Genomic DNA, 200 nt, shown 5'->3' with positions numbered 1-200 from the left:
TGGCTGGGGTACGAGGATTCGAACCTCGGAATGCCGGAATCAGAATCCGGTGCCTTACCGCTTGGCGATACCCCAACAAATTGGTTTGTGAATTTGCCGAACGCATTCGACACATTCAGAATTTGGTGGCTACGACGGGATTCGAACCTGTGACCCCATCATTATGAGTGATGTGCTCTAACCAACTGAGCTACGTAGCC

At 51.0% G+C, this 200-nt stretch carries 2 tRNA genes; both read right to left on the bottom strand.

Features of this window, described 5'->3' with window-relative positions:
* Positions 1-75 (bottom strand) — tRNA-Gln (locus tag BGE37_RS25015).
* Positions 76-123: 48 nt separating this feature from the next.
* Positions 124-200 (bottom strand) — tRNA-Met (locus BGE37_RS25010).

The sequence above is a fragment of the Escherichia sp. MOD1-EC6300 genome (genome assembly GCF_002965045.1).
GTDB classification, from domain to species: domain Bacteria; phylum Pseudomonadota; class Gammaproteobacteria; order Enterobacterales; family Enterobacteriaceae; genus Escherichia; species Escherichia coli_F.
The sequence above is the reverse complement of the archived record's forward strand: the minus strand, read 5'-3'. Positions and strand labels throughout refer to the sequence as shown.